The 636-nt window shown below is 62.7% G+C and carries 1 protein-coding gene; it reads left to right on the top strand.

The window, feature by feature from the left end; genetic code table 11:
- Positions 1–150: 150 nt before the first annotated feature.
- The coding region (locus PMN64_RS42945) for an ABC transporter substrate-binding protein (protein WP_411785134.1) at positions 151–636 on the top strand (486 nt) is incomplete at its 3' end.

Here is a 636-nt window from a genome sequence, read left to right as displayed (position 1 = left end):
GCGTGAAGCCGATACGCCGCCCGGAGATTCCAGTTGATAATCCGGACAGACGGTCTATTATTACACAACCGACGCGACGGGTAAAGCCTCTACAGGCACCGCCGCCGGGATCAACGAGCCCCGCAAAAGAGGGCGTCATGGGAGGGGAAGATGCGGAAGCCAATCGTCACGCTTGCGGTGTGGGCGTTCGCGCTCACCGGCGCGCTCGGAACGGCGAATGCCCAGAAGGCCTATGGCCCGGGGGTCAGTAACAGCGAGATCCTGCTCGGCGCCAATGCGCCCTACAGCGGACCGGCGTCGATCTATGCGAGCTTCCCGAAGACCATGCTGGCCTATTTCACGATGCTGAACGAGAAAGGCGGGATCAATGGCCGCCACATCAACTTCCTGACCCGCGACGACGCCTATAGCCCGCCCAAGACCGTCGAGGTCACGCGCGCGCTGGTCGAGAACGACAAGGTGCTCGCGATCATGGCGCCGTTCGGCACGCCGACCAACGCCGCGATCCAGAAATATCTCAACAGCAATGGCGTCCCGCAACTCCTGGTGCAGAGCGGCGGCACCCGCTGGAACGATCCCAAGCAGTTCCCCTGGACGACGCCCTACTCGCCGACTTACGTCAACGAGTCCCGAATC

The sequence above is a fragment of the Bradyrhizobium sp. UFLA01-814 genome, assembly GCF_046718885.1.
Classification (GTDB): Bacteria; Pseudomonadota; Alphaproteobacteria; order Rhizobiales; family Xanthobacteraceae; genus Bradyrhizobium; species Bradyrhizobium elkanii.
The sequence above is the reverse complement of the archived record's forward strand: the minus strand, read 5'-3'. Positions and strand labels throughout refer to the sequence as shown.